At 75.3% G+C, this 26,858-nt stretch carries 26 protein-coding genes; 18 read left to right on the forward strand and 8 right to left on the reverse strand.

Annotation, left to right across the window (positions count from 1 at the left end):
- Positions 1-51: 51 nt before the first annotated feature.
- Positions 52-1,887 carry a bifunctional diguanylate cyclase/phosphodiesterase gene (locus DQ239_RS13475; protein ID WP_113834928.1) on the forward strand — a complete coding sequence of 612 codons (1,836 nt, stop codon included), beginning with the start codon at positions 52-54 and terminating at the stop codon, positions 1,885-1,887.
- A gap of 16 nt (positions 1,888-1,903) precedes the next feature.
- Here DQ239_RS13475 and DQ239_RS13480 read toward each other — a convergent pair whose 3' ends face one another.
- Entirely contained in the window at positions 1,904-2,383 is a 480-nt protein-coding gene (locus DQ239_RS13480) for a pyridoxamine 5'-phosphate oxidase family protein (RefSeq protein WP_113834929.1), read from the reverse strand.
- 78 nt (positions 2,384-2,461) lie between these two features.
- Complete coding sequence (locus DQ239_RS13485) at positions 2,462-3,061, reverse strand: TetR/AcrR family transcriptional regulator (protein WP_113834930.1); 600 nt, start codon at positions 3,059-3,061, stop codon at positions 2,462-2,464.
- Between the two features lie 77 nt (positions 3,062-3,138).
- Here DQ239_RS13485 and DQ239_RS13490 point away from each other — a divergent pair, with 77 nt between their 5' ends.
- The gene (locus DQ239_RS13490; protein ID WP_113834931.1) at positions 3,139-4,680 is read left to right on the forward strand and encodes a DHA2 family efflux MFS transporter permease subunit; all 1,542 of its coding nucleotides are present in this window, start codon (positions 3,139-3,141) and stop codon (positions 4,678-4,680) included.
- A 7-nt stretch (positions 4,681-4,687) separates the two neighbouring features.
- Here DQ239_RS13490 and DQ239_RS13495 read toward each other — a convergent pair whose 3' ends face one another.
- Positions 4,688-5,065: a YchJ family protein gene (locus DQ239_RS13495; RefSeq protein WP_113834932.1), complete on the reverse strand. Its 378-nt coding sequence runs from the start codon at positions 5,063-5,065 to the stop codon at positions 4,688-4,690.
- Between the two features lie 99 nt (positions 5,066-5,164).
- Here DQ239_RS13495 and DQ239_RS13500 point away from each other — a divergent pair, with 99 nt between their 5' ends.
- Positions 5,165-5,932, forward strand: a complete 768-nt coding sequence (locus tag DQ239_RS13500; RefSeq protein WP_147252122.1) for a response regulator — start codon at positions 5,165-5,167, stop codon at positions 5,930-5,932.
- A gap of 32 nt (positions 5,933-5,964) precedes the next feature.
- Positions 5,965-6,657: a mycofactocin biosynthesis peptidyl-dipeptidase MftE gene (mftE, locus tag DQ239_RS13505; RefSeq protein ID WP_113834934.1), complete on the forward strand. Its 693-nt coding sequence runs from the start codon at positions 5,965-5,967 to the stop codon at positions 6,655-6,657.
- Positions 6,658-6,697: 40 nt separating this feature from the next.
- Here the strand turns inward: mftE and DQ239_RS13510 are convergent, their stop codons facing one another.
- Positions 6,698-7,696, reverse strand: a complete 999-nt coding sequence (locus DQ239_RS13510) for an iron-siderophore ABC transporter substrate-binding protein (protein WP_113834935.1) — start codon at positions 7,694-7,696, stop codon at positions 6,698-6,700.
- 105 nt (positions 7,697-7,801) lie between these two features.
- Here DQ239_RS13510 and mftF point away from each other — a divergent pair, with 105 nt between their 5' ends.
- From mftF to DQ239_RS13530, 4 genes are all read left to right on the forward strand, one after another.
- Entirely contained in the window at positions 7,802-9,214 is a 1,413-nt protein-coding gene (gene mftF / locus DQ239_RS13515; RefSeq protein ID WP_113834936.1) for a mycofactocin biosynthesis glycosyltransferase MftF, read from the forward strand.
- A 130-nt stretch (positions 9,215-9,344) separates the two neighbouring features.
- Complete coding sequence (locus DQ239_RS13520; protein ID WP_233489196.1) at positions 9,345-10,601, forward strand: multidrug effflux MFS transporter; 1,257 nt, start codon at positions 9,345-9,347, stop codon at positions 10,599-10,601.
- Positions 10,598-11,863, forward strand: a complete 1,266-nt coding sequence (locus tag DQ239_RS13525; protein ID WP_113834937.1) for an MFS transporter — start codon at positions 10,598-10,600, stop codon at positions 11,861-11,863. Before DQ239_RS13520 ends, DQ239_RS13525 begins: the two co-directional genes overlap by 4 nt.
- 87 nt (positions 11,864-11,950) lie before the next feature.
- Complete coding sequence (locus tag DQ239_RS13530; protein WP_113834938.1) at positions 11,951-13,147, forward strand: SRPBCC family protein; 1,197 nt, start codon at positions 11,951-11,953, stop codon at positions 13,145-13,147.
- Between the two features lie 88 nt (positions 13,148-13,235).
- On the opposite strand, the gene DQ239_RS13535 is transcribed toward DQ239_RS13530, so the two are convergent.
- From DQ239_RS13535 to DQ239_RS13545, 3 genes are read right to left on the reverse strand one after another with little or no spacing between them, the layout of a single operon-like run.
- Positions 13,236-13,856 carry an alpha/beta family hydrolase gene (locus tag DQ239_RS13535; protein ID WP_113834939.1) on the reverse strand — a complete coding sequence of 207 codons (621 nt, stop codon included), beginning with the start codon at positions 13,854-13,856 and terminating at the stop codon, positions 13,236-13,238.
- A complete protein-coding gene (locus tag DQ239_RS13540) occupies positions 13,853-14,521 on the reverse strand; it encodes an HAD-IA family hydrolase (protein WP_113834940.1) in 669 nt (222 codons plus the stop codon). Before DQ239_RS13540 ends, DQ239_RS13535 begins: the two co-directional genes overlap by 4 nt.
- The gene (locus DQ239_RS13545; RefSeq protein ID WP_113834941.1) at positions 14,518-15,195 is read right to left on the reverse strand and encodes a DedA family protein; all 678 of its coding nucleotides are present in this window, start codon (positions 15,193-15,195) and stop codon (positions 14,518-14,520) included. The genes DQ239_RS13540 and DQ239_RS13545 overlap by 4 nt, the downstream gene beginning before the upstream one ends.
- 72 nt (positions 15,196-15,267) lie before the next feature.
- On the opposite strand from DQ239_RS13545, the gene DQ239_RS13550 reads away from it, so the two are divergent.
- From DQ239_RS13550 to DQ239_RS13560, 3 genes are all read left to right on the forward strand, one after another.
- Complete coding sequence (locus tag DQ239_RS13550) at positions 15,268-16,566, forward strand: amidohydrolase family protein (RefSeq protein WP_113834942.1); 1,299 nt, start codon at positions 15,268-15,270, stop codon at positions 16,564-16,566.
- Between the two features lie 150 nt (positions 16,567-16,716).
- Complete coding sequence (locus DQ239_RS13555) at positions 16,717-17,073, forward strand: metalloregulator ArsR/SmtB family transcription factor (RefSeq protein WP_113834943.1); 357 nt, start codon at positions 16,717-16,719, stop codon at positions 17,071-17,073.
- Positions 17,070-17,555 carry an SRPBCC family protein gene (locus DQ239_RS13560; protein WP_113834944.1) on the forward strand — a complete coding sequence of 162 codons (486 nt, stop codon included), beginning with the start codon at positions 17,070-17,072 and terminating at the stop codon, positions 17,553-17,555. The genes DQ239_RS13555 and DQ239_RS13560 overlap by 4 nt, the downstream gene beginning before the upstream one ends.
- A gap of 6 nt (positions 17,556-17,561) precedes the next feature.
- Here DQ239_RS13560 and DQ239_RS13565 read toward each other — a convergent pair whose 3' ends face one another.
- Positions 17,562-18,365: an MBL fold metallo-hydrolase gene (locus tag DQ239_RS13565; RefSeq protein ID WP_113834945.1), complete on the reverse strand. Its 804-nt coding sequence runs from the start codon at positions 18,363-18,365 to the stop codon at positions 17,562-17,564.
- Between the two features lie 79 nt (positions 18,366-18,444).
- Between DQ239_RS13565 and DQ239_RS13570 the strand changes: the two genes are divergently transcribed.
- From DQ239_RS13570 to DQ239_RS13600, 7 genes are all read left to right on the forward strand, one after another.
- Positions 18,445-20,313 carry a cation:proton antiporter gene (locus DQ239_RS13570; protein ID WP_113834946.1) on the forward strand — a complete coding sequence of 623 codons (1,869 nt, stop codon included), beginning with the start codon at positions 18,445-18,447 and terminating at the stop codon, positions 20,311-20,313.
- Between the two features lie 15 nt (positions 20,314-20,328).
- Entirely contained in the window at positions 20,329-21,843 is a 1,515-nt protein-coding gene (locus tag DQ239_RS13575; RefSeq protein WP_113834947.1) for a TldD/PmbA family protein, read from the forward strand.
- Positions 21,840-23,228: a metallopeptidase TldD-related protein gene (locus DQ239_RS13580; RefSeq protein WP_113834948.1), complete on the forward strand. Its 1,389-nt coding sequence runs from the start codon at positions 21,840-21,842 to the stop codon at positions 23,226-23,228. The genes DQ239_RS13575 and DQ239_RS13580 overlap by 4 nt, the downstream gene beginning before the upstream one ends.
- Before the next feature lie 95 nt (positions 23,229-23,323).
- Positions 23,324-23,818, forward strand: a complete 495-nt coding sequence (locus DQ239_RS13585) for a sigma-70 family RNA polymerase sigma factor (protein ID WP_113834949.1) — start codon at positions 23,324-23,326, stop codon at positions 23,816-23,818.
- A complete protein-coding gene (locus DQ239_RS13590) occupies positions 23,815-24,789 on the forward strand; it encodes a hypothetical protein (RefSeq protein WP_113834950.1) in 975 nt (324 codons plus the stop codon). The genes DQ239_RS13585 and DQ239_RS13590 overlap by 4 nt, the downstream gene beginning before the upstream one ends.
- A 294-nt stretch (positions 24,790-25,083) precedes the next feature.
- Positions 25,084-25,386, forward strand: a complete 303-nt coding sequence (locus tag DQ239_RS13595; protein WP_113834951.1) for a hypothetical protein — start codon at positions 25,084-25,086, stop codon at positions 25,384-25,386.
- A gap of 369 nt (positions 25,387-25,755) precedes the next feature.
- Positions 25,756-26,781 (forward strand): C40 family peptidase, encoded by a 1,026-nt coding sequence (locus DQ239_RS13600; protein WP_113834952.1) that lies wholly within the window; start codon positions 25,756-25,758, stop codon positions 26,779-26,781.
- Positions 26,782-26,858: the final 77 nt, after the last annotated feature.

Below are 26,858 nucleotides of genomic sequence, written 5' to 3' on the forward strand. Positions count from 1 at the left end.
GGGCCGGGGAGGGAACTTGGGAGCGGCGGCGGGCGGACCGATCACCACGTCGTGCTCGCCGATCTCCGCACCCGCACCGTCCAGCTGCTGCCCACCGGCCGCCGGCTCCCCGACGCCGTCTTCGAGCGCCGGCACCGCGCGATCGTGCGGCTGGCGCTGGCCTGCGCCGTGGGGCTGGTCCTGCTGGCCTGGGTGTGGGGGTACGGGCAGCCGGCCGCCGTCGCCGTGTTCGCCGCCGTCGCCGGACCGCTGGTCGTGGCGGTGGTCCCGGGGCTGAGCCGCGCCGTGCACGCCGCCGCCACCACCTGCAGCCTCATGGCCGCCTCGGTCGCCCTCGTGCACCTGTGGGGCGGGGTCACCGAGTCGCACTTCAGCTTCTTCGTGATGATCGGCGTCGTCTCGCTCTACCAGGACTGGGTGCCCTTCGGCATCGTCGTCGTCGTCGTCGCCCTGCACCACGGCGTGTTCGGCACGCTCCAGCCGCATGCCGTCTTCGGGCACGGCGGGGAGGGCAACCCGTGGGCGTGGGCCGGCATCCACGCCGCCTTCGTGCTCGCGGCGAGCCTGGCCCACCTCTCCTCGTGGCGGCTCAACGAGGACCAGGTGCTCAGCGACCCGCTCACCGGGCTGGCCGACCGGACGCTGCTCGAGGAGGTCACCCGCCGCCTGCTGACCCGCGGCAACGAGGTGAGCCTGCTGTTCATCGACCTCGACGACTTCAAGGCCGTCAACGACAGCCGCGGCCACGCCTCCGGCGACGAGCTGCTCCTCGTGCTCGCCGAGCGGCTGCGCGGCTGCGTCCGGCCGGGCGACGTGGTGGCGCGGATCGGTGGCGACGAGTTCGCCGTCGTGGTGAGCGGCGGCACCGACGTGGCCCGCGCCGTCGGCGAGCGGGCCCTGATCGCCCTCTCGCTGCCCGTGCCGCTGGCCGACGGCACCCTGGTCATCCACGGCAGCGTCGGCGTGGCCGCCTCCACCGACCTGACCGGCGGCTCGGCCGACGCGCTGCTGCGCAACGCCGACCTGGCGATGTACCTGGCCAAGGCGCAGGGCAAGAACCGCCTCGTCGTCTACGCCGACGGCATGGCCGAGGCAGCCAGCCGCCGGGCCGCGCTCGCCCAGGACGTGTGCGGCGCCGCCGCGAACGGCGAGCTCGAGGTGCACTACCAGCCCACGGTGCGCCTCACCGACGGCCGCACGACCGGCTTCGAGGCGCTCGTGCGCTGGAACCACCCCGAGCGCGGGCTCATCCCGCCGGCCGAGTTCATCCCGCTCGCCGAGGAGACCGGCGACATCGTCGCCATCGGCGCCTGGGTGCTGCGCGAGGCGCTGCGCCAGGGCGCGGTCTGGACGGCGGAGACCGGGATGCCGCTGCGCATGGCCGTGAACCTCTCCCCCCGCCAGTTCCACGACGGCGGGAACGTCACCGAGCTCGTGGCCGCCGCCCTGGCGGAGTCGGGCTTCCCCGCCGAGCAGCTCACCCTGGAGGTCACCGAGGGCGTGCTGGTCCGGGACGGCGACGCGGTCGTGGCGCAGCTGGAGTCGCTGCGTGCCCTCGGCGTCCGCATCGCCATCGACGACTTCGGCACCGGCTTCTCGGGGCTGTCCTATCTGCGGCACCTGCCGGCGGACATCATCAAGATCGACCGCAGCTTCGTCACCGACCTGCCGCGGGGCCGCTCGGCGGTCACGCTGATCACCTCGATCGTCGAGCTGGCCCGCACGTTGGGCCTGGACATCGTCGCCGAGGGCGTGGAGACCGAGGACCAGCGCCGCACGCTCGCGGACCTGGACTGCGGATCGGCCCAGGGCTACCTGTTCGCCCGCCCGAAGCCCGCCGACCGCGCGGGTGCAGCCCTCGCGGCCGGCGTGCCGGTGCGCGCCTAGGTCAACGGCGCGGGGGTCAGAGCTCGACCTTCTCGTTCTCGCCGCCCTCGATCCGCTGCCCCGTCGCCTTCGCCTTCACGAAGCTGAACGCGGTCGCCAGCCGGCCGCCGGGGCTGTCCCAGTACTCGGCGGAGTCGCCCTCGACGCGCAGCAGCACGATCGACGGGTCCTCCGGGCCCTGGGGGAACCAGGCCTCGACGCCGCTGTTCCACAGCTCCTTCTTCTTCGCCACGTCGTCGACGACGGAGGCGGAGCCGGTGAGGGAGACCCAGGTGCCGCCGGAGCCGACGCCCACGTTGACCTGGGGCGAGGCCTGGACGTGCTGCACGGGGTGGGAGCCGCGCTCGGCGAAGAACCACAGGTCGCCGTCGAACTCGACCTCCTGCAGCGTCATGGGGCGGCTGGTGAGCTTCCCCTCGGGCGTGGTCGTGGTGAGGAAGCCGAACCGCTGGTCCTTCAGCAGCTCGGCGACCTTGCGGGTGTCCTCTGCGCTCATGGCGTCGTCCTCTCGTCGTGCACAACCGTTCCCGGACCCCGTGCCCCGGCCGCGCTCGCACCACACACGCAGGAGGCGTCAGCCGAGGCCGTCGACCAGCGCTCCGAGCAGGCGCTCGTAGGAGGCGTCGGGATCGTCCACCTGCGCCACGCCGGCCAGTTCGAGGGCGACGGCGCCGTGCACCGCCGACCAGATGACCTGGGCGGCCTCCCGCGGGTCGTCGCGGCGCAGCACGCCGGCGTCCATGGCGCGGGAGACCTCGTCGACGAGCACGCCGAAGGCCGCGGTGGCGTGGCCCTTGAGCTCGTCGCTGAAGGCGGCTGCGCGGTCGGCGGAGCTGGCGCCGCTGCCGAACATCGCCTCGTAGTGCTGGGGGTGGGCGAGCGCGAAGCGGCGGTAGCTGCGGCCGCACTCGCGCAGCCGCTCGGCCGGGTCGGCGTCCTCCCGCGTGCGGATGCCGGCGGCCAGGCCGTCGAAGCCGCGGACGAGGACGGCGGCGACGAGCCCGGTCTTGCTGCCGAACCGGTTGTAGACGCCCATGGGTGCGACGCCGGCCTCGGTGGCGACGGCGCGCACGGTCAGCCCGCGCAGCCCGTCGCGGACCAGCACCCGCTCGGCGGCGTCGACGAGGGCCGCCTCGAGGTCGCGGCTGGGCGTGCGCTGGGTGGGTTCGGCCATGCGTCCATCCTCCCTCTTGCCCAACTGTAGAACGTTGTCCTACTGCTATGGCACATCGTTCTACTACGGAGGCCGCCATGGACCAGTCGAACCCCGTTCCGCAGCCCCGCCCGTGGCGGGTGCTGGCCGTCCTGTGCGTGTCGGTCCTCCTGGTCGGCATCGACAACACGATCGTCAACGTCGCGCTCCCGACGGTGGCCGCGGAGCTCTCGGCGGACACCAGCGGGCTGCAGTGGATGGTCGACGGCTACACGCTCGTGTTCGCCGCCCTCCTGCTCGTGGGCGGGTACCTCGGCGACCGCTACGGCCGGCGGCGCATGCTGCAGCTCGGCCTGGCGCGGTACGGCCTCACCTCGCTGCTCGCCGCGACCGCCGGCACCACGGCCGAGCTCGTCACGGCGCGGGCGCTTATGGGGGCGGGCGCCGCGCTGATCTTCCCGGCGACGCTCGCGCTGCTCCTCACCGCCTTCCCCGGGGCGCGCGAGCGCGCCACGGCGATCGGGGTCTGGTCGGCGGTCACCGGGCTGTCGGTCGCGATCGGGCCGGTGACCGGCGGATGGCTGCTCGAGCACTTCGCCTGGGGCTCGGTGTTCCTGGCCAAGCTGCCGCTGGTGGTCGTGGCGCTGGTGGCCGGGCAGCTGGTCCTGCGCGAGTCGCGCGAGCGGGCGCCGTCCCGCTTCGACGCGCTCGGGGCGCTCGCCTCGGTGACCGGGATCGGGCTGCTCGTCTGGACGACGATCGAGGCGCCCGGGCACGGCTGGACGTCGGCGGTCACCGTGGCCGGCTACGCCGGTGCGGTGCTGGCCCTGGCCGGGTTCGTGGTCTGGGAGCTGCGCCGTCCCGAGCCGCTGCTCGACGTCCGGCTGTTCACCGACGCGCGGGTGTCGGCGGGGAGCGGTGCGATCGCGCTGGCCTTCTTCGCGCTCTTCGGCTTCATCTTCCTGATCACCCAGTACTTCCAGGCGGTCCTCGGGTACGGCCCGCTCGCTGCCGGCCTGCGGACGCTGCCCTTCGCGCTGGTCATCGGCGCCACCGCACCGCTGGCGATCATGGCGATGCACAGGTTCGGCACGAAGCGCGTCGTGGCGGCCGGCCTGCTGGTGATGGCGCTGGGCTTCGTCACGGCGGCCGGCGCGGCCGTGGACTCGGCCTACTGGGGCCGCATCGTGGTCTCGATGGTCCTGATGGCCGCCGGCCTGGGCCTGGTGACCAGCCCGGCGACCGAGGCCGTGATGGGTGCGCTGCGCGCCGACCAGGCGGGCGCGGGATCGGCGGTCAACGACACGGTGCGCGAGGTCGGGGGCACGCTCGGCGTCGCGGTGGTGGGATCGGTGCTGAGCACGGTCTACGCCGGCACCGTCCGGGACGCCCTGGCCGGCGCGCCCGCGGAGGCCCGCGACCTCGCGGCCGACTCGGTCGTCGCCGGACTGGCCGTCGCCGCGCAGTCGCCCGACCCGGGCGCGGCGGACACCGTGCGCCAGGCGTTCGTCGACGGGCTCTCGGCCGGCTCCTGGGTGTGCGCCGGCGCCTGCGTCGTCGGGGCGCTCTCGGTGGCCGCCTGGCTGCCGGCCCGCGCGCGGGACGAGGCGCCCGTGCCGGCCGCGGTCGCCGTCGGGTGAGGCGGGGCTACTCGGCGTCCAGGTAGCGCCAGGCGCCGTCCTCGCGGACGAACCGGCTGACCTCGTGCTGCTCGCCGCGTTCCCCGCCCGCGATCCGGTGCGCGGTGAACTCGACCGTGCCCTCGGCGGCGAGCAGGCCGCCGCCCTCGGTGCGCAGCACGTCGAGCCCCAGCCAGCGGACGCCGGGGTCCAGCTCCAGCGCCGGCGGCCGGGTGCTCGGGTGCCACGTGGCCAGCAGGTAGGCCGGGTCGCCGACGACGAAGGCGCTGTACCGCGAGCGCATCAGCTGCTCGGCGGTGGCGGCGGGGGTGTCGCCGGCGTGCAGGGGGCCGCAGCACTGGTCGTAGGGCAGCCCCGTTCCGCAGGGGCAGCGTCGGGGAGCCACACCTCCGAGTGTGCCTGCCCTCGGTGCGCTGAAGTCCCGCGGCCGAGCTGCCGAAGAGGGAGGAGGACGTCGGGTCCGCCGGGAGCAGGGAGATGCAGCGTGGTGAAGGTGCTCGTGGTCGAGGACGAGGACGCCACCCGGCTCATGCTCGAGCGGCGGCTGTCCTGGGCCGGCTACCGGATCCGCGCGGCCGCCTCCGCCGACGAGGCGACGGCCGTGCTGGACGGGAGCTTCGAGCCCGACGTCGTCCTCACCGACATGTTCATGCCGGGTGGGAGCGGCCTGGGCCTGGCCACCGCGCTGCGGGAGCACCCCAGCAGCGCCGACGTCCCGGTCATCTTCCTGAGCGGCCGCGCCCTGCCCGGTGACGTCGTGGCCGGCCGCTCCCTCGGGGCCGGCTACCTGGCCAAGCCGTGCAGCCTGGCCGACCTCGCCCGGGCGATCGACGAGGCCGCGGGGACGGGCACCGAGGAGCTGGAGGACGTCGTCCGCCGCCGGCTCGGCGACGTCGCCGGCGTGGAGGAGGACGCCGAGCGGGCGCTCACCGCCACGCTCCTGCGCACCTACGTGGCGAGCGCGCCGATCGGCATGGCCGCCGTCGAGCGGGCGGTCGCCACCGGGGACGCCGAGGCGCTCGCCCTGGCCGCGCACCGGCTCGCCGGGGGTGCCGCGACGCTGGGTGCGGACGCCCTGGCCACGGCCCTCCGGTCGCTGGAGGAACGTGCGCTCGCCGGCGAGGTCGCCGACGCCGACGACGTCCGGCGGACCGCCGAGCAGCTGGAGCGGATCTGCGGGCTCTTCACCGGGCTCGCCGAGGAGCTGGAGGAGGACGTGCTCGTCCACGACGAGCCGTCCCCGGCCGCCTGAGGTCGCGGCTCCCCGCCCCCTAGGCTGCCCGCGTGCCCGAGCTCGCCGGCGCGGTGTGGCCGCGCGTGCCCGAGGCGGCGCTGCTGGTCGTCCCGCTCGGCTCGGTGGAGCAGCACGGGCACCACCTCCCGATGGGCACGGACACCGCCGTCGCCGCGGCCGTCGCGCGCGCGGCCCTCCCGGACCTGGACGGCGCCCTGCTCGCGCCCGCGCTGCCGTACGGCGCCAGCGGCGAGCACGAGGGCTTCCCCGGCACGGTCTCGATCGGCACCGAGGCGCTGACCACCGTGCTGGTCGAGCTCGGGCGGTCGGCCGGCCGGTGGGCGGGGCGCGTGCTGGTGGTCAACGGCCACGGCGGCAACCTGGAAGCGCTGCGGACGGCGGTGCCGCTGCTGCGCGCGGAGGGGCGGGACGTGGCCTGGTTCGCCTGCGGCGCACCCGGCGGTGACGCGCACGCGGGGCGGACGGAGACGTCACTGATGTTGCACGTGGAACCCGGTGAGGTGCGTGCGGCGGACGCGGTGGCGGGGGAGACCGCGCCGATGGCGGTGATGCTGCCCCGGCTGCGGGCCGAGGGGGTGCGGGCGGTGAGCCCCACCGGGGTGCTGGGCGACCCCGCCGGCGCGTCGGCGGCCGAGGGGGCGGAGCTGCTGGCCGCGATCACGAGGCGGCTGGTCGCGGCGGTGACGGAGTGGCGGGTGGACCCCGCCGGACGGCTCGGCTGAGGAGCGGTCCGGCGGGGCCCGTGCGGTCAGGCGGCGACGCTCAGGCGAGCGCCTCGGCGAACAGCGGAACGGCGTTCTCCAGCGCGTACTGGATGCTCGGCGCCGTCCCGATGGAGAAGGCGCTGGCGAGTGCCTCGTCCTCCAGCACGACCGCGCGGCCCTCCTGCACCGAGGGCAGGGCCTGCCACAGCGGGTTGGACGTGTACTCCGCGGCCTCGACGTAGATCGGGAACGCGACGGTCAGGTCGGCGTCCAGAAGGGACACCTGCTCCTCGCTCACCGGGATGTAGAAGCTGTCGGTGGCCAGCTCCTGGATGGCCGGCTTGTTGATGAAGCCGAGCTCCTCCATGAAGTCGACGCGGGTGTCGCCCTGCACGTAGGCGCTGTACCCGGTCGAGAGGAAGGCGGCGACGGCGACCTCGGTGCCCTCGAACGCCGGGTTCTCCGCGGCGGCGGTCTCGAACGCCTCGGTCACCTCGGCGGCGAGCTCGTCGGCCTCGTCGGTCCGGCCCAGCGCCTGGCCGACCAGCTCCAGCTGCTGGTCGTAGGTGGTCTGGAAGGCGCCGACACCCGTCGGCTGGCCGACGGTGGGGGCGATCCGGCTGAGCTGGTCGTAGCGCTCCTGCGTGCCGTCGGACTTGGTGTCCAGGATCAGATCGGGCTCCAGGGCGGCGATCGCCTCGTAGCTGGGCTCGGTCGTCTCGATGATCTCGGGGGCCTCGTCGTACAGGCCCTCCGACCACGGGCCGACGCCCTCGCCGCCGAACGCCAGCCAGTCGCTGGCGCCCACCGGCTGCACGCCCAGGGCCAGCGCCGTCTCGGCGTCGCCCCAGCCCAGGGCCACCACCCGGGTCGGCTCCTCCTCGATCTCCACGTCGCCGAAGGCGGTGGTCACGGTGACGGGGAAGGCGCCCGAGGAGCTGCTGCCCGCCTCACCGCCGGAGGTCGTGTCGGTGTCGTCGTCGGAACCGCAGCCGGTGACGACGAGAGCGGCGGCGGCCAGCAGGGCGGCGCCGCGGAGCAGGGGACGGGCGGGCATGACGAACTCCTTCGGACGATCAGGTAAGGCTCACCTAAGCACAGCGGGTGCGCGGCCAGCGCACCGCCCCGTCTCGCCGGCACCGTCCCGGGGGAGACTCCTGCGGTGCACGCACCCGTCCCCGCCGCGCCCGCGGACCGGCTGCCGGACGGGTTCGGCGTGCGCCTGGACCCACGGGTGCGGTGCCGGGACGGCGGGTCGACGCTGCTCGGCGGCTCGCCGCTGCGGCTGCTGCGCCTGACCCCGCGGGCCCGGACGCTGCTGGCGGGGGAGCGGCTCGTCGTCCGGGACGCGGCGACCGCCACGCTCGCCGCGCACCTGCTGGACGCCGGGCTGGCCCACCCCGACCTCCCGCCCGCGGCCGGCGCCACCGACGTGACCGTGGTCGTGCCCGTCAAGGACCGGCCGGTCGCACTGGCCCGCCTGCTCGCGGCCCTGCGCGCCGATCCGGCCACGGCCGGGCTGCCGGTCGTGGTGGTGGACGACGGGTCGGCGTCGCCCGTGCGGGCTGACGGCGCCGTCGTCGTCCGGCACGGGACCGCCCGCGGCCCCGCGGCGGCGCGCAACGCCGGGCTGCGCAAAGTCCGAACGCCGTTCGTGGCCTTCCTCGACTCCGACTGCGTGCCGCGCCCCGGCTGGCTGCCGGTCCTCCGCGCGCACCTGGCCGATCCGCGGCTGGCCGCCGTCGCTCCCCGGATCGTCGGGCTGCCGGGCCGGGGCTGGCTGCACGAGCAGGAGGCGATCGCGGGCGCGCTGGACATGGGTGCGCGCCCGGCACCGGTCCGGCAGCTCTCGGCGGTCTCCTACGTGCCCAGCGCCGCGCTGCTGTGCCGCCGGTCGGCCCTGGGGGAGGGGTTCGACGAGGCGCTGCGCGTGGCCGAGGACGTCGACCTGGTGTGGCGGCTGGCGGCGGCCGGCTGGCGGGTGCGCCTGGAACCGGCCGCCGAGGTGGCCCACGACAACCCGACGCGGGTCGGGGAGTGGGTCCGCCGGCGCGCTTACTACGGCACCGGCGCCGCCCTGCTGGCCGAGCGGCACGGAGCGCTGGTCTCGCCGCTGGTCATCGCGCCGGAGCTGGCGGCCGCCGCGGCGCTCGCGGGAGCCGGGGGACGGGCCGGACGGGCGGCCGCCGCGGGGGTGCTCGCCACCCGGGCGGTGCGGCTGGCCCGGCGGCTGGCCCGGCCGGGGGAGCGCCCGCCGCTGGCCCTGGCCGCCGTGCTGACCGCGCGGAGCAGCGGCGCCGCGGCGCGGGCGCTGTCCCGGGCGGCCACCCGGCACCACTGGCCGGTGAGCCTCGCGGCCGCCCTGGTCTCGCGCCGGGCCCGGCGCCGGCTCCTCGGCCTCGCCGTCGTCGAGGGGCTGCTGGCGTGGCTGCCGCACCGGTCGCGGACCGGACCGGTCCGTCTCCTCGCCGCACGGCGGCTGGACGACCTCGCCTACGGCGCGGGGCTGTGGGCCGGCGCCGTCCGGGCCCACTCGGCGCGGGCGCTGCTGCCCACCCGGCCGCCGCCTCCGTGACACCTGCGTGAACTCCCGGCGTGTCTCCGCCCGTCCGGAATGACCCGGAGCCACCCGCGCTTGTCGCCCTTCGTACTGCGGTCCGGCCAGCGTGGGTCCCCGCTCCGTCCCGCTCCTCCGGAGGACCCCCGTGACCACCCTGCACGAACGGCCGACCGCGGCTCCCGCGGTGCCCGCGCCCTCTCCCGCCCGCACCGCGCTGGTCCTGGGCGCCTTCGTCGCCATCGGGCCGCTGACCATCGACATGTACCTGCCGGCGCTCCCGACCATCGAGCGCGAGCTGGAGACGACGTCGGCCGCCGTCCAGCTCACGCTCACCGGCACCCTGATCGGCCTGGCCCTGGGGCAGCTCGTCCTCGGGCCGCTGTCCGACGCGCTCGGCCGCACGCGGCCCCTGCTGGCGGGCACCGCGCTGCACGTGCTGGCGTCCCTGCTGGTCGTCATCGCCCCGAACCTGGCCGTCCTGGGCGCGCTCCGCGTGCTGCAGGGCGTCGGGACGGCGGCCGGCGCGGTCGTGGCCATCGCCATCGTGCGCGACCTGTACGACGGCCGGGCCGCCGCCACCATGCTGTCGCGGCTGTTCCTCGTGCTCGGTGCTGCACCCGTGCTGGCGCCCACGATCGGCGGGGAGATGCTCCGCTGGACCTCGTGGCGGGGGATCTTCGTCCTGCTGGCGGTGTACGGCGTCGTCATGGTGGCGGTGGGCGCGCGCCTGCTCCCCGAGACGCTGCCCCCGGAGCGCCGCCGGTCCAGCGGGATCGCCGGGACGCTGCGCGGCTACCGCGGGCTGCTGCGCGACCGTGCCTACGTCGGGCTGGTGCTCGTCGCCGGGCTGACCATGGCCGGGCTGTTCAGCTACGTGGCGGGGTCGGCGTTCGTCTACCAGGGCGAGTTCGGCCTCGACGAGCAGCAGTTCGGCCTGCTCTTCGGCGCCGGCGCGTTCTGGCTAATCGCCGCCACCCAGCTCAACCCTGTCCTGCTCCGCCGCTGGTCGCCGGCCCAGGTGCTGGTCAGCGGCACGGCGGCCGGGGCGGTCGCGGGTGCGGTGCTCGTGGCGCTGGCGGTGACCACCACCGGCGGCCTGTGGGGCGTGGCGCTGAGCCTGTGGGCGGTGCTGGCCGCCTGCGGGCTGGCCCTGCCCAACGCCCCCGCGCTCGCGCTGTCCCGCCACGGCGACGCCGCCGGCACGGCCGCGGCGCTGCTCGGCGCCGTCCAGTTCGGGGTCGGTGCGCTGGTGTCGCCCGTCGTCGGGCTGCTCGGCGACGACGCGGCGGCCATCGGCACCGTCGTCGTCACCGCCCTCGGGCTGGCGCTCGCGATCCTCCTGCTCGTGGTGCGCCCCTGGCAGCTGGTCGTGGACGAGGACGCGGCGGTGCCCGCCGCATGAGCGCCCCCTCCGAGCTCTCCCGCGGCCGGCTGGCCGCCGCGGTCGTCGCCCTCGCGCTGGGCGGCTTCGCGATCGGCACGACGGAGTTCGTGACCATGGGGCTGCTGCCCGAAGTGGCCGAGGGCGTCGGCATCGACATCCCCACGGCCGGGCACGTCATCTCGCTGTACGCGCTGGGCGTCGTCGTCGGCGCTCCGGTGATCGCCGCGCTCGGGACCCGGCTCCCCCGCCGCGGGCTGCTGATCGGGCTCATGGTCGCGTTCCTGGTCGGCAACGCCCTGACCGCGCTCGCGCCCGGCTACGGCTCGCTGCTGGCGGCCCGCTTCGTCGCCGGGCTGCCGCACGGGGCCTACTTCGGCGTGGCGTCGCTGGTCGCGGCCTCCCTCGTGGCGCCGCACCTGCGCGGGCGCGCGGTCAGCTCGGTGATGCTGGGCCTCGCCGTCGCCAACGTGGCGGGGGTGCCGGCGGCCACCTGGCTGGGGCAGCAGCTGGGGTGGCGCAGCGCCTACTGGGCCGTGGTGGTCATCGCCGCGCTGACCATCGCCGCCGTCGCCACCGCTGTCCCGGCGTCCCCGGGCGACCCCGACGCGACCGTGCGCACCGAGCTCGGCGCGCTGCGCCGCCCGCAGGTGGTGCTCACCCTGCTCGTGGGTGTCGTCGGCTTCGGGGGCATGTTCGCCGTCTACAGCTACGTCGCGCCGCTGGTCACCGACGTGACCGGCATGTCGCGGGACTCGATCCCGCTGGTGCTGCTCGCGTTCGGGCTCGGCGGCGTGGTGGGGACGGCGCTCGGCGGGCGCCTGGCCGACCTGGCGCTGTTCCGGTCGCTGGTGGGCGCGAACATCGCCACGGGAGTGCTGCTCGCGCTCATCCCGCTGGCCGCCCGCACGCCGGTCACCGTCGTCGTGGCGATCTTCCTGGTGGGCGCCGGCGCCTCGACGCTCGTGGTGTGCCTGCAGATGCGGCTCATGGAGGTCGCCGGCGAGGCGCAGATGCTCGGCGCGGCGCTCAACCATTCGGCGCTCAACGCGGCCAACGCCCTGGGCGCGTGGGCGGGCGGGCTGGTCATCGCCGCGGGCTACGGCTACACCTCGCCCGGGCTGCTGGGCGCGGGCCTGGCGGCGGCCGGGCTGGTCGCCCTGACCGCCTCGGCCGTCCTGCGGCGGCGCGAGCTGCGGCTCCCGGAGGCGCGCCCGGAACACCCGTCCCACGCGGCTCAGGACGCCCGCGCCGCACAGGTGGGGGAGCCTGCCGGGCGGTAGCGTCGGGACGCCGCCGGTCCGTACTCGTCCGTCCCAACCGGGGCACGTGCGGGAGCCGGCGGGACGCACCTTCAGGAGGGTCCAGCCGTGCAACTGGAGAACTCGTTCCACGTGCCCGTGCCCGTCGACGAGGCGTGGCGGGTGCTGCTCGACGCCGAGCGGTCGGTGCCGTGCATGCCGGGGGCCCGGCTCGACTCCGCCGACGGCGACCGGTGCACCGGCTCGATCAAGGTCAAGCTGGGGCCGATCAACCTCACCTACCAGGGCACGGCCACCCTCACGGAGCGGGACGACGCCGCGCACCGCGCCGTCATCGACGCCCGCGGTAAGGACCAGCGCGGCAACGGGACGGCGGCGGCCGTCATCACGGCGACCCTGGTGGCCGACGGCGGCGCGACGCGCGTCGACGTCGTCACCGACCTGACCATCACCGGGCGGCCCACGCAGTTCGGCCGCGGCGTGATGACCGACGTCGCCGACAAGATGCTCGCGCAGTTCGCCGAGAAGCTCGCCGCCCAGCTGGGCGCCCCGGCCCCGGTTCCCGCCCCCGGCCCGGCCGCCGCGGCGGCTGCGACGGCCACCGGCGTGGTCGAGGAGATCGCCGCCTCGGTCGAGCAGGTGCCCGGGACGGGCGCTGCCGCGAAGACCGTGAAGAAGGCGGCCGCCGCGACCAAGAAGGCTGCGGCCAGCGCGACCGAGAAGGTGACCGAGCCGGCTGCCGCGCCGGCGAAGAAGTCCGCGCCCGCGAAGAAGGCCACCGCGGCGACGGAGAAGGCTGTCCCCGCGAAGAAGGCGGCGGCGAAGACGACGGCGGCCAAGGCGTCGCCGGCCAAGGCGGCGCCGGCCACGGCGGCCGAGAAGCGCGCGGCCACCAAGGCTGCTGCGAAGGCGGCCCCCGCGAAGGCGGCTCCGGCCAAGGCAGCTCCGACCAAGGCGGCTCCCTCCGAGGCCGCGCCGCCCGGGGCGCCGCTGCCCGCCGAGACCGCCGTGCCCGCGGATGCCGCCCCGGTGTCCGGCGGTGCCCGCCGGCCCAGCGGTCCGCCGACGGGCCCGTCCGCTCCCCCGGCCCGCCCGGCCACCGGCGCCCCGGCGCGCAGCGTCCCGCCGGCGGGCCCCGCGCCGACCGCGCCGTCCGCCCCGGGTGGCGCGCCTGCGCGCCCGGAGCCGATCGACCTGCTCGAGGTATCCGCGGGCGGGCCGGGCCGGTACGCGCCCGCCGTCGGCGCCGCGGCCGCGGTCGTCGCGGTGGTGCTGCTCCTCCGCCGTCGGCGTCGCCGCCGCTGACCGGACCGGCGTACCCGCGAGCCATGCGAACTCGTGGTCATCAGCGGCTGATGGCCCCGAGTGCGCATGGTTCGCGACCGGCGCGCCGTCAGGCGGGCAGGGCCTCGGTGAGCCAGGACAGCGCCGCCGCCGCGGCGAGCCCGGGGTTCTTCTTCAGCGAGTGGTCGCCCGGCACCGCGTAGACCGAGGCCTGCCCGGAGCCGGCGAGCACGGCGGCGACGTCCTCGGGCCGGCCGAAGGCGTCGGTCTCGCCCTGCACGACGACGATCGGCACCGCCACGCCGGTCAGCTCCGCCGCGCGCGTCTTCTCCGGCCGCCCCGGCGGGTGCAGCGGGAACGCCAGCGCCAGCACCCCGGCCGCGCCCTCGGCCGCCGACGTCCGGCAGGCGACGCGGGCGCCCGCGCTCCGGCCGCCGAGCACCAGCCGGCCGGGCAGCCGGTCGGTCAGCCGCAGCCGGTCCAGCACCGCACCCCACGCCTCGTCCAGCCGCGGCGGCGCGGGTGCGATCCGCTTGCCCGCCACGCGCCAGGGCTGGTCGACCCGGTGCACCAGCCAGCCGGCGTCCGCCGCCTCCGCGGTCAGCGCCACCAGGTCCGGGCCGTCCGCGCCGCCGCCCGCTCCGTGACCGAGCACGAGCGTGCCCGCGCTGCCGTCGCCGGTGCTGACCACCCGGGCGGGACCGTGCGGGGTGTCGACCAGTTCGCTCATGCGGGCAGGGCCAGGAGCCCCTCGACGACGCCGGCCAGGTCGTCGGCCTGCACGTGCGGCGCCTCGTAGACCGCCGGGTACACCCGCTCGCTGCGCGGGAACCACGCGCCGGTCAGCCCGGCCCGCTGCGCGCCGAGCACGTCCCACCCGTGCGCGGCGACCAGCGCCAGGCGGTCGGGCGCCACGCCGCACCGGCCCGCGGCCCACAGGTAGGTCTCGCGGGCGGGCTTCCAGGCGCGGATCGTCTCGCTGCTCAGCGTCGTCGCGACCAGCGGCGCGATCCCGCCGCGCTGCAGCCCCGCTTCGGCCACCCCGGGTGAGCCGTGGGACAGCGTCACCACGCGCACGCCCGCCTCGGTGAGCCGCCGCAGCGCCGGCTCGACGTCGGGGTGCGGCGCGAGCTCGGCGAACGCGTCGAGCACACCGGCGCGGTCGTCCGCCGGCAGCGGGCTCTCCTGGGCGAGTGCGGCGTCGAAGGCGTCCCGGAAGGAGCACCAGCTGCCGGTGACGGTGGCGGCGAAGCCGGTGAGCAGGGTGCGGGCGAAGACCGCGCGCAGCATCGACTCCGGCTGCCCGGCCGCCACCAGCGCGGCGCGCACGGGCGCCAGGTCCAGCAGCGTCTCGTTCACGTCGAACGCGACGACCGCGGGGCGCCGGCGGGTCATGCCTCGTCGCGCTCGTCGGCCGGCAGGTAGGCGCCGGCCGACGGGGGACGGCGCAGGCGGCCGCTGAGCTTCTTGTAGAGGAACCAGGCCACGAACGCGACGACGGCGATCACGACCGCGTAGTCCAGGTAGTGCAGGTTGTCGCGCACGAAGTCGCCGGCGGCCACGCCCAGCCCGATGAGCACGCTGTTCCAGATCAGGCTGCCCGCGGTGGTGAACAGCAGGAACTGCCCGATCGGCATCCGCACCACGCCGGCGGGCACCGAGATGAAGCTGCGCACGATCGGCACCATGCGGCCGAGGAACACCGCCGAGCGCCCGTGCCGCTCGAACCAGGCGAAGGTCTTGTCGACGTCCTCGGTCTCCACGAGCGGGAGCCGGTCGAGGAAGGCGTGCGAGCGCCGCGGGCCCAGGGCGAGGCCCACGTAGTAGAAGAAGATGGCGCCCAGCACCGAGCCGAGGGTGGCGAACAGGACGACCGGGACGATGTTCATCTCGCCGTCGTTGATGAGCACGCCCGCCAGGGTCAGGACCGCCTCGCTCGGGATGGGCGGGATCACCGTCTCGGCCAGGATGGCCAGGCCCACGCCCACCGGGCCCAGGGAGTTCACCAGATCCAGCAGGAATCCGGTGATCCCGCCCTGGTCGGAGGCAGCGGCGGCGAGGAGGTCCATGGCTCCACGGTATCGGCCGATCCCGGTGCGCTGCCGCGACGCCGACGGTCGGCGCGGCTAGCGTCGCCAGGTATGCGCCAGCGTTTCACCGCCCGGGCCGCCGTGGTCGGGGACCGCGCCGGCACCGTCGTCCCCGATGCCGCCGTCGACGTCCTGGACGGGTCGATCGAGTGGGTCGGCCCCGCCGCCGATGCTCCGCCGCAGGCCGACGCCGAGGTGGTCGCGCTGCCCGGCATCCTCACGCCCGGCCTGGTCAACGCCCACTCGCACGCGCCGATGGTGCTGTTCCGCGGGCAGGGGGAGGGGCTGCCGCTGGACCGCTGGCTGCAGGAGGTCATGTGGCCGCGGGAGGCCCGCCTCACCGCCGACGACGTCGAGGTCGCGATGACCGCGGCGTCGGCGGAGATGCTCGGCAACGGCATCACCACCAGCGTCGAGATGTACTTCCAGCCGGAGCGGATCGCGGCCGCCGTCGGCGTCACCGGTGCCCGCGCCGTCATCGCCACCCCGCTGCTCCCGCTGCCGGGCATGCCGCCGATGGAGGAGCAGCTGCGCGCCGCCGTCGCGCTGGCCGCCGGTGCGCCCGACGACGGCACGGTCGAGTACGGCCTGGGCCCGCACGCGGCCTACACCGTGTCGCTGCCCGTGCTGCGCGACGCGGCCGCCGCGGCCCGGGAGCACGGCCTGCTGCTGCACCTGCACGTTGCCGAGACCGCGACCGAGGGCGACGACCTGCTCGCCACCCACGGCCTCTCGGTGCCCGCGCTGCTGGCCGCCCACGACGTCCTGGGCGGGCGGGTGCTGGCCGCGCACTGCGTGCACATGGACGACGGCGACCTGGACCTCTGGCGGGAGTACGACGTCGCCGTGGCGCACTGCCCGGCGAGCAACGCCAAGCTGGCCAGCGGCGTCGCGCGCGTGCGGGACATGCTCGACCGCGGCTTCCGGGTGGGCCTGGGCACCGACGGCCCGGCGTCCAACGACTCCCTCGACCTGCTGGCCGACCTGCGCCTGGCCGCCGGCATGGCGCGGCTGCGCGAACGGTCGGCCACCGCGCTGACCGCCGCCGAGGCATTCTGGATGGTCACCGGCGCGGCCGCCGACGCGCTGGGCCGCCCCGACCTCGGGGTGCTCGAGCCCGGGCGGCGCGCGGATCTCGTGCACGTGGACACCCGCGACCTCGTCTTCGAGCCCGTCGGCGACGCCGACGACCTGCTCGCGCACCTGCTCTGGTCGGCCGACGGCCGGCACGTGCGCGACGTGTGGGTGGGCGGCAGCCAGGTGGTGGCGGAGGGCCGCTCGACGCGGGTGGACGCCGACGCGCTGCGGCGCGACGTCGCCGAGCGCGCCGCCCGCCTCGCCACCGGCTGACTGCTCCGAGATCTGCACACTCGGGGCTCTCGGGCCCTCGAAAGGCCTGAGTGGGCAGATCTCGGGGCTTTCTCAACCGGACGGTTGACAACGGTTCGCGGACCGGTCTACGGTCTTCCTCAACCGAAAGGTTGAGGAAGGAGGATCGTGGTGGCGGATCCGCTCTCCCGGGTGTTCTCGGCGCTGGCCGACCCCACCCGGCGGGACATCGTGGCGCGGCTCGCGGTCGGCGACGCCACGGTCAACGAGCTCGCCGCGCCCTACGACGTGACCGTCCAGGCCGTCTCCAAGCACCTCAAGGTGCTGGAGGACGCCGGCCTGGTGAGCCGGAGCCGGGAGGCGCAGCGCCGCCCGGTGCACCTCGAGGCAGAGGTCTTCGACCTCATGACCAAGTGGATCGAGCGCTACCGCCGCCAGGCGGAGGAGCGCTACCGCCGTCTCGACGACGTCCTGCGAGCGATGCCGGACGCCGACTCCGCCGAACCGCAGGAAGGAAGTCCGTCATGACCAGCACCACGCACCGCGAGGCCCGGATCGTCGCCGACCCCGACGTCCCGCTGATCCGCATCACCCGCGAGTTCGACGCCCCCCGGGAGAAGGTGTTCCGCGCGCACGTCGATCCCGAGCTGGTGGCGCAGTGGATGGGGCCGAACAGCACCCGGACCCGCATCGACGAGTGGGACGCCCGCACCGGGGGCTCCTGGCGCTACACGGCGATCCACGAGGGCCAGGAGTACGGCTTCTACGGCAGCTTCCACGAGCTGCGCCCCGCCGAGCTCATCGTCCAGACCTTCACGTTCTCGGGCATGCCCGACGGCGTCGCCCTAGAGAAGCTGCGGCTGGAGGACCTCGGCGACGGCCGCACCCGCCTGGTCGCGACGTCGCTGTGCGACTCCTTCGCCGACCGCGACGCGATGCTCGCCAGCGGCATGGACGTCGGTGTGCAGGAGGGCTACGCCAAGCTCGACGAGATCCTGTCCCGGGGCTGAGACCGGTCAGGCGCGCAGGCTGATCGTGTCGCCGCGCTGCACGGTGCGCAGTTCACCGGGCAGCCGGCGGCGGGCCACCTCGGTGAGGAAGTCACCGAGCGGGCTCTTGAAGCGGTCGTAGTCGTCGAAGTGCACCGGCACGGTCACCGGCGGCGTGAGCAGCTCGACGAGGTCCGCGCCCTGGCGGCCGTCCATGGTGACGGTGATCCCCAGCGCCTTGGTGCCGCCGAGGTGCGGGATGAGGACGTCGAGCGGCCCGCACCTCTCGAGCACCTCGCCCAGGTGCGGCCGGTAGAGGGTGTCGCCGGAGATGTAGCCGCGCCAGGTGACGTCGCCGTCCCGGACCAGCTCCAGCACGCTGCCCATGACCTGCGGCAGCAACCGGGCCAGCGGCCCCGGGCCGTGGACGCCGGGCACCGAGGTGACGCGCAGCGTCGTCGTCCCGCGGGTGAACTCGTGCGTCTGCCATGGCTGCAGGTCCGAGGTCTGCGTGAACCCCCGGTCGGCCAGGCACTTCGCCGCCTGGGGGGTCGTGACGACGGGGGTGCCCTTGGGCAGCGCTCTCGTGGCGATCCGGTCCCAGTGGTCGCCGTGCATGTGCGACAGCAGGATCCCGTCGAGCGCCGGGAGCAGCGCCGGCTCCAGGGCGGGGTCGGTCAGCCGCTTGGCGGTCAGGCCGTAGCCGAGGTACGCGCGCTGCCCCCGGTGCAGGAAGTTCGGGTCGGTCAGCAGCGTGAACCCGCCGAGCCTCAGCAGCGTCGTCGCGTTGCCGCCGAAGGTGAGGGTGACGTCGTCACCGGTCCCGGCCATGCGCCCGGTGGTACCCGCCCGCTGACCCGGCGCAACCCCGCCGGTTCCTGGGAGGATCGGCGGCCGTGAGGACTCCGCCGTGGAGGTAGTCGCCGAGCTCGTGGCCCTCGTGCTCGCGGTGGGCCTGGTGGCCGCGCTCTGCGACCGGTTCGGGTGGCCCACACCGCTGGTGCTGGTGCTCGTCGGCGCCGCGGCGTCGTTCCTGCCCCTCGCGCCGGAGGTCAGCCTGGACCCCGACCTGGTCCTGCACGCGCTGCTGCCGCCGCTGCTCTACGCGACCGCCGTCCGCACGTCGCCGTTCGACTTCCGGCACAACAAGACCAGCATCGTGCTGCTGTCGGTGGTGCTCGTCGTCTTCACGACCGTCGTCGTGGGCTGGGTGACCTGGCTGGTGCTGCCGGGGGTCGCCGTCGCCGCCGCGCTGGCGCTGGGCGCCGTCGTCGCGCCGCCGGACGCGGTCGCCGCAGCCGCGCTCGGCCGCCGGCTGGGCCTCCCGCGCAAGGTGGCGACCCTGCTCGAGCAGGAGAGCCTCGTCAACGACGCCGCGGCGCTCATCGCCCTGACGGTGGCGCTCTCCGCGCTCACCTCCTCGCCGTCCGCGCCGGAGGTCGCCGGCGACTTCGGCTGGGCGGTCGTGGGGGCGGTGCTGATCGGCCTGGCGGTCGCGGCGGTGCTCGCGATGGCGCGGGCCCGGCTGCGCGACCCCGTGCTGGACACCCTGATCTCCTTCGTCGCGCCCTACCTGGCCTTCCTCCCGGCCGAGGAGGTGCACGCCTCGGGTGTGCTGGCCACCGTCGTCACGGGGCTGACGCTGGCGCACCTGTCGCCGCGGGTGCAGACGGCGTCGGCGCGGGTCACCGAGGCGATCACCTGGCGCACGGTGGCCTTCGTGCTGGAGAACGCCGTCTTCCTGGTGATCGGCCTGCAGCTGCCCGGCCTGCTCTCCGACGCCGCCGACAGCGACCTGGGCACCGGCCGGATCGTCGCCGTCTGCGCTGCGGCGTTCGCGGCCACCGTCGTCGCCCGGTTCGTCTTCATCTTCGGCGTGGACGTGCTGCTGTCGTCGGGCACGCCCCGGATGCGGCGCCAGGCCTGGAACTACGGGGTGGCGGCTCTGGTCTCCTGGGCGGGGATGCGCGGGGTGGTCACCCTGGCCGCGGCGCAGCTGCTGCCCGCGGACCTGCCCGACCGGGAGGTGCTGCTGCTCGCCGCCTTCACCGTGGTGGTCGGGAGCCTGCTGGTGCAGGGCTCGACGCTGCCCTGGCTCGTGCGCCGGGTGGGCCTGCCCGGGCCGGACCCGGCGGAGGACGCGCTGCGCGCCGCCGAGCTGGGGGACGCCGCCAACGCCGCCGGGCTGCGCCGCCTCGACGACCTCGTCACCGGGCGCGAGCCCGTGGACGTGGTCCAGCGGCTGCGCGACCGCTCGACGGCCCGCGCGCACGCCGCGTGGGAGCGCCTCGGCCGCCCGCTCGCGGACCAGGAGACGCCGTCGGACACCTACGCCCGGCTGCGCATGCAGATGCTCGCCGCCGAGCGCGAGGTGGTCATCCGGGCCCGCGACGAGGGCACGGCGCCGGGGGAGGTGCTGTCGGCGGCACTCGCGGCGATCGACGTCGAGGAGTCGCTGCTGGACCGGCAGGACGAGGTCGAGTTCCCGGACCGCGACCGGGCCCTCGCGCCGGCGCCCCGCGGCCCGCACTGCGAGCACCTGGAGCGCGCCCCGGTCACCGGGCCGCAGCCGGCGTCGGCGTGCGAGGACTGCCTGGTCGAGGGGACGACGTGGGTGCACCTGCGCACCTGCCTGAGCTGCGGGCACGTCGGGTGCTGCGACTCCTCCCCGCGGCGGCACTCGCGGGCGCACTTCGGTGCCGTCGGCCATCCCGTCGTCGTCAGCGCGGAGCCCGGCGAGGCGTGGCGCTGGTGCTGGGTGGACGAGGAGCTCGGATGAGGTAGACAGGGGCGCGTGCCGCAAACCCGTTCGGTCGACGAGTCCTTCCTCGCGCTCCCCCTGTCGGCGCTCACCGACGCCGCCCTCACCCGGGCCCTGGACCTCGGCTGCGAGCACGCCGACATCCGCGTCGAACGCATCCGCACGCAGACGATCAGCCTGCGCGACGCCCGGCCGGAGGCGGTCACCGACGGCGAGGACCTGGGGCTGGCCGTCCGGGTGGTGCACGAGGGCACCTGGGGGTTCGCCGCCGGCGTCGTCCTCACCGCCGCGGAGGCCGTCCGGCTGGCCGAGGAGGCGGTCGCGGTGGCCACCGTGTCCGCGGCCATCAACAGCGACCGCGTGGAGCTGGCCCCGGAGCCGGTGTACCGCGACGTCAGCTGGGTCTCCGAGTACGAGACCGACCCGTTCGAGCTGCCCGACGCCGAGAAGACCGCGCTGCTCACCGAGTTCTCCGAGCGGCTGCTGGCCGCCGACGGCGTGGAGCACGTGCAGAGCAGCTGCATGCACGTCAAGGAGCAGAAGTACTACGCCGACACCGCCGGCACCCGCACCCGCCAGCAGCGCGTGCGCATCCACCCGGAGTTCACCGCGCTCACCGTCGACCGCGCGACCGGCTCGTTCGAGAGCATGCGCACCCTGGCGCCGCCGGCCGGCCGGGGCTGGGAGTACCTCACCGGGAGCAGCTGGAACTGGGCGCAGGAGCTGGCCGAGATCCCGGAGCTGCTGCGCGAGAAGACCAAGGCCCCGTCGGTCGAGGCCGGCCGCTACGACCTGGTCATCGACCCCTCGAACCTGTGGCTGACCATCCACGAGTCGATCGGGCACGCCACCGAGCTGGACCGGGCGCTGGGCTACGAGGCCGCCTACGCCGGGACGTCCTTCGCCACCGTCGACAAGCTGGGCACCCTGCAGTACGGGTCGCCGCTGCTGCAGGTGACCGGCGACCGCACCACCCCGCACGGCCTGTCCACGGTCGGCTGGGACGACGAGGGCGTGGCCGGGCAGCAGTGGGACATCGTCAAGGACGGCGTGCTGGTCGGCTACCAGGTCGACCGGAACATGGCCCGGCTGCGCGGGCTGCCCCGCTCCAACGGCTGCGCCTTCGCCGACTCCCCCGGCCACGTGCCCGTGCAGCGGATGGCCAACGTGTCGCTGCGCCCGGCGCCCGACGGCCCGTCGACCGACGAGATCATCGGCGGGGTGGAGCGCGGCATCTACGTCGTCGGCGACAAGAGCTGGTCGATCGACATGCAGCGCTACAACTTCCAGTTCACCGGCCAGCGCTTCTACCGGATCGAGAACGGCCGGCTGGCCGGCCAGCTGCGCGACGTCGCCTACCAGGCCACGACGACGGACTTCTGGGGTTCGATGTCGGTCGTGGGCGGCCCGCAGACCTACGTCCTGGGCGGCGCCTTCAACTGCGGCAAGGCCCAACCCGGGCAGGTGGCGCCGGTGAGCCACGGCTGCCCGACCGCCCGCTTCGACCAGGTGTCGGTGCTCAACACGGTGCAGGAGGCGGGGCGATGAGCCGGGTGAGCGCCCAGCAGCTCGTCGAGCAGGCGCTCGCGGCCTCGACCGCCGACGCGCAGATCACCTACGTCACCGAGCACTCGGCGGCCAACCTGCGCTGGGCGGGCAACAGCCTGACCACCAACGGCGCGATGCGCTCGCGCTCGGTGGTCGTCATCTCCTTCGTCGACGGCGGAGCCGGGATGGCGTCGGGCACGGTGGCCCGCACCGGGACGCCGGACGTCGCCGCGCTGGTCGCCGCCAGCGAGCGGGCCGCCCGCGACGCCGGCCCGGCCGAGGACGCCGTCCCGCTGGTGTCGGAGGAACCGCCGGGCAACGGCGACTGGTCGGCCGACCCCGCCGAGACCTCGATCCAGGTGTTCGCGGAGTTCGCCCCCGACCTGGGGCAGGCGTTCGGCGAGGCGCGCGACCGCGGCGAGCTGCTGTTCGGGTTCGCCGAGCACTCGATGAGCACCACCTACCTGGGCACCTCCACCGGCCTGCGGCTGCGCACCGACCAGCCGACCGGCCGCGTGGAGCTCAACGGCAAGAGCCCCGACTTCGCCCGCTCGGTGTGGGCGGGCACCAGCACGCGGGACTTCGCCGACGTGTCGGTGGCCGCGCTCGCCGCCGAGGTGGAGCAGAAGATGCGCTGGTCGCAGCGGCGCGTCGACCTCCCGGCCGGGCGCTACGAGACGCTGCTGCCGCCCTCGGCGGTCAGCGACCTGATGATCTACCTCTACTGGACGATGGAGGCCCGCGACGCCGACGAGGGCCGCAACGTCTTCGCCAAGCCCGGCGGCGGGAACCGCATCGGCGAGCGACTGGCCGAGCTGCCGCTCACGCTGCGTAGCGACCCGGCCGCCCCCGGCCTGGAGACGGCGCCGTTCCAGGTGGTGCCGGCCTCCTCCGGTGCGGCCTCGGTGTTCGACAACGGCCTGGCCGCCCCCGCGATCGACTGGATCGCCGACGGCGTGCTGACCAACCTGATCCGGCCCCGGGCGTGGGCGCTCAAGCAGACGGCGCCGGCGACGGTCGCCGTCGACAACCTGATCCTCGAGGACCGCTCGGCGACGGTGGCGCCGGCGGACATGGTGGCGGCCACCGAGCGCGGGCTGCTGCTCACCACGCTCTGGTACATCCGTGAGGTCGACCCGCAGACGCTGCTGCTCACCGGCCTCACCCGGGACGGCGTCTTCCTCGTGGAGGGCGGTGAGGTGACCGGCGCGGTGAACAACTTCCGGTTCAACGAGTCGCCCGTGGACCTGCTCGGGCGGGCGGTGCAGGCCAGCCGGACCGAGCGGACGCTGCCGCGGGAGTGGAACGACTGGTTCACCCGCGCGGCCATGCCGATGCTGCGGGTGCCCGACTTCAACATGAGCTCGGTCTCGCCGGCCAGCTGAGCCCATGTGCTCTCCGCAGCCGTCAGACTGCGGATCGTGACCCAGTCGTGTCCTGACGCGGTAAGCCGCACGAGCGGTCAGCGCGTGTACCGGGCATGACACCCGAGGAGTCCTTCGCCGAGTTCTACGCGGCGTGGAAGGACCCATGCCTGCGGGCGGTCGTGGCCAGTGGCACCGACCGCGCCGTGGCGGAGGAGTCGGTCGCCGAGGCCTTCGCCCGTGCCTGGGCGAGCTGGCCGAAGGTCAGCCGCCACCCCGCGCCGTCCGCATGGGTCGTCCGCACCGCGCTCAACCACCGCGTCTCGCGGTGGCGCCGCACGCGCCGCGAGGTGGCGCTCACCTCCGAGGTCGCCGCTCGTGCCGCCGAGCACCCGACCGACCACCCCGAGCGCGACGACCTGCTGAGGGCGGTCGCGGCGCTGCCCGAGCGCCAGCGCCAGGTCGTGGCGCTGCGGGTATTCCTGGATCTGGACACCCGGCAGACCGCCCAGGTGCTGGACCTCTCGCCGGGGACGGTCTCGGCACATCTGCACCGGGCGCTCACCACCCTGCGCGTCACCATCGCTCCCGACCTGGAGGTCTGCTCGTGACCACCGACTTGCGCACCGAGTTCTCCGGCGCCTACGCCGATGTCACCCTCACCGACTCCGTCACCGACGTGGTGCGGCGTGGCCGCCGCATCCGCCGCGCCCGGCGGGCGCGGCGCGTCGGGCCGGCCCTGGTCGTTGCGGCCGCGGTCGTCGTCGGCGTCACCGTGGTCCAGGGCGAGGAGTCGTACGGCCCGCCCGGCCCGATCGAGCTCGTCGACTACTCCGTGCCGGCGTTCCCGCTCTCGTTCGACAGCCTTCCGCCCGGCCTCGACGGCCCGTCGGTCTCGGCGGACCCGTCCTTCGACGACGTGCGGATCGGAGCGCACCACGCGGGATGGAGCGACCCGGACGACCCGGACAGCGGCCTCGGCCTCGGGGTCCACGACCGGGAGCCGGACACCTCGGGAGAGGACGAGGTCGGGGAGACCGAGATCGCCGGGGAGGACGCCACCGTCTACCGGATGGACGTCGCCGGCGGACCGGAGGCCTGGTCGGTGATCTGGAAGCAGGCCGACGACCGGTGGGTGCGGGTCTCCGGAACGGGTCGCTTCGGCTCGGAGGAAGCGGTCGTGGACGCCGCCCGGCGCGTGGTCGACCGCGGTATGCCGGTGCCCCTCCAGGTGCGTCTCGCGCCCCGCGGGTGGGTGGTCGTGGCGTACAAGGACGAGCGCGTGCTCACCCTCGCCGACCCGGCCGGGCGCCCGGCGACCGATGCCCGCGCCCGCACGCTCACCGTGCACCTGCCTCGGCAGCCCAGCGCTCCGGCCGACCTCCCCCGCGACGTCGGTGCGGTGGACGGCCGCATGGACCAGGTGACCGTCCAGGGCCGGCCGGCCGCCCTGCTGCCGACGGCGGAGACCTGGTTCCTCCAGGGCACGCTGTCCGACGGGACCGTCTTCACCCTCCAGGCGCCGCTGGACTTCACCGCGGAACAGGTGGTGGCAGTCGCCGAGGGCGTCGGTCGCGCCTGAGGGTGGACGGTGGCGGGCCCGCGTCGACGGCGGGCCCGCCACCCCGGCGGACCCGTCCGTCACACCCGTCACCCCGACGGCCGGAAGCGGTCGAGTTCCGACAAGCGGCGGTCGCGACACCTGGGAAGAAATGACGGCGACGCTTCGTGGTTGCCCGATTACCTTGGGTGGAGCAAGTTGGAGCAACTCAGGGCTTTACCGCAGCGGCGTGGCTGCCGAAACCTCCAGTGGCTCATCTTCTTCAACGAGCACGGGCCCCGCTCTCCGGAACGGGCTGTCGAGGGGAGGACTCCCATGAGCAGGAGTCACAAGCCGTCCGTCTTCCAGGTCGGCAAGGTCCGCGACGACGGGCACACCGTCGTCATCTCCGGCTGGGGGCTGGGGCTCTGCGCCGCGGCCTGCTCCTGCCACCGGCACCCGTCCGCCGGCAACCTCGCCATCGCCGAGGACCAGGCCGGCGGCAAGCTCGGTCTGGTCAGCTTCGCCGACGGCGGCTGCGACTGCTGCGAGGCGTGGACCGCCGACGAGCTGTCCGCCATCCTCCGCGACTTCCAGACCGTTGCCGGGCTCCACGTCCAGGAGCCCCTCGCCGGCTGATCCACGGCCCGTGGCCCGCTCGGGCCGGGGCCGTGACGTGTGGCCGCTGCCCGCTGCGGGCAGCGGCCACACGTGTTGGGCCGGCGCCCCCGCTGGGCGCTGCCGTCGACTCCGGCCGTGCCGCCGCCGTTCCCCGATCGGTCGTGACCCGCGCCGTCCCCGACCGCTTCCTCGCGATCACTGCCCGTCGGAGTGGGACGGGAGCGGCCTCCTGGGGCACGCGGGGCGGGTGAGGTGGACGGGAGGGCCCAGCTCTTCCCATCCCGCGCGCCGTCAGCTACGTGCCGACACTTCGTCCCTACGGTGCGTGTCGACGCGCAACAAACAGTGCCCTTCCCCGGCGCTGGCGCAGCTGATCGGAGGCCGACGGTGCAGTCCGCGCGCACGACCCCACGTCGCCATTCCCGGGCCGTCCTGGCCGGCGCCGCGCTCATCGCCGTCGCCACGGGAGTGCTGGCACCGACCCCCGCCGGCGCGGACCCGAGCACCGCCGCCGAGGCCGCGGACCTGGTCCGCAAGGCCGCCCAGGAGCTCACCGTCGTGGACGAGCAGCTGCACGACGCCGAGCTCGTCGTGGCCGAGCACCGGAAGGCCGCCGCGGCCGCCGCGGAGCAGGCCGCCGCCGCGCACGAGGCCGTGGCCGTCTACGAGCCGCAGCTGCGCGCCATCGCCCAGACCGCCCACACCGGCGTGAGCCAGTCGCGCATGGCGGCCTTCCTCACCAGCGAGTCCGCCACCGAGCTGGTCCAGCAGATCACCACGCTGGACCTCATCGCCGATCACACCGACGTCGTCGTCTCCGCGGCGGCTCAGGCGCAGCGGGCGGCCAGGGAGGCGCAGGCCGCCGCCGACGAGGCGGCAGCGCTCGCCGAGGCCGCGGCCCAGCAGCTGCGCGACCAGAAGGCCGAGGTCGAGAAGCGCGCGGCCGCCTACCAGGACGACTTCGCCCGGCTGTCCGCCGCCGAGCAGGAGCGCGTCACCACGGCCGTCGCCGGCCGCTCGCTGAGCGCCCCCTCCGTCGACGAGCTGCCGGTCGTCCCCGGCTCGGCGGCCGCGGTGGCCATCGCGGCGGCCCTGGCGCAGGTGGGTGACAGCTACGCCTCGGGCGGCACCGGCCCGGACGCCTTCGACTGCTCCGGCCTGACCTCGTTCGCCTACGGGACGGCCGGAGTGAAGCTCCCGCACTCGAGCCGCGCGCAGTCGACGCTCGGCCGGCAGGTCTCCCGCGACGAGCTCCAGCCCGGTGACCTGGTCTTCTACTACTCGCCGATTAGCCACGTGGCGCTCTACATCGGCAACGGGTTGATCGTGCACGCCCGCACGTACGGGAAGCCGGTGGCCGTGACCAGCGTCGACCAGAACGGCTACCGGTTCGGCGTCCGGCTCACCGGCTGATCCGGAACGGCCCCGGTACGGACGCCGCCGCGCCGGCGGCACAATCGACCGGTGACCGCTCAGATCCGCCGCCGCGG

Origin of the sequence: Blastococcus sp. TF02-09, from assembly GCF_003319105.1 — a bacterium.
Taxonomy (GTDB): domain Bacteria; phylum Actinomycetota; class Actinomycetes; order Mycobacteriales; family Geodermatophilaceae; genus Blastococcus.